General features: G+C 40.2%; 1 protein-coding gene. It reads right to left on the bottom strand.

Translation table 11 applies throughout. The features are described from left to right. Nucleotides 1–39: 39 nt before the first annotated feature. Nucleotides 40–254: integrase core domain-containing protein (locus tag EXE10_RS21335; protein ID WP_165383074.1), on the bottom strand; the 215-nt coding region annotated here is incomplete at its 5' end.

Genomic DNA, 254 nt, shown 5'->3' with positions numbered 1-254 from the left:
TGAACCGTACCGGGTTTGTCGGAGACATTTTTATTTAAGTTAGGCCACGTGACCTAACGGGTTAATCTTATCATAGTACATTGCTTCAAACTCAAAAGGCGATACATAACCCAATGCGCTGTGTACACGCTTTTTGTTGAACCAATCTACCCAATTTAATGTCGCAAGTTGTACATCCGCTAAACCTTGCCAGTCTGCTTTTAAATATTCAATCACCTCTGTTTTGTATAACCCATTCACTGTTTCAGCCAAAG

Origin of the sequence: Acinetobacter sp. WCHAc060033 (assembly GCF_004209125.1) — a bacterium.
GTDB classification, from domain to species: domain Bacteria; phylum Pseudomonadota; class Gammaproteobacteria; order Pseudomonadales; family Moraxellaceae; genus Acinetobacter; species Acinetobacter wuhouensis.
This window is presented reverse-complemented; position numbering and strand designations above follow the sequence as displayed.